This is a genomic window from Ruminococcus sp. CAG:379 (assembly GCF_000434255.1).
GTDB classification, from domain to species: Bacteria; Bacillota; Clostridia; order Oscillospirales; family Ruminococcaceae; genus Ruminococcus_F; species Ruminococcus_F champanellensis.
The window spans coordinates 1-277 of record NZ_FR894913.1 but is presented as its reverse complement, the minus strand read 5'-3'; the positions used below and the strand labels follow the sequence as shown (position 1 = coordinate 277).

Annotated in this window: 1 protein-coding gene; it reads right to left on the bottom strand. The window is 52.3% G+C overall.

Annotated features, from left to right (window positions below; genetic code table 11):
- The coding region (locus QVO51_RS08665) for a 3'-5' exonuclease (RefSeq protein ID WP_288168043.1) at positions 1-277 on the bottom strand (277 nt) is incomplete at both ends.

Below are 277 nucleotides of genomic sequence, written 5' to 3'. Positions count from 1 at the left end.
ACCATGCCCTCATGAATTCCGGTCAGATCTGTGATCTCCGGAGGAATGGGACGCTCCGGGTTCACATAGGTGTGAAAGGAGTCCGCCACCCGCATATTCTTGACCTTGATGGCACCAATCTCCGTGAGCCGATCCCGTTCCGCACTGAGTCCAGTGGTTTCCACATCAAAAATAATGATCGTGTCGTTGACGGTCTTGTCGGTTTCCCCGATGAGGATCTTTCGCTCCGCAATGTCGTTGACCACATACGCCTCACAGCCGTAGATCACCTTAAAAT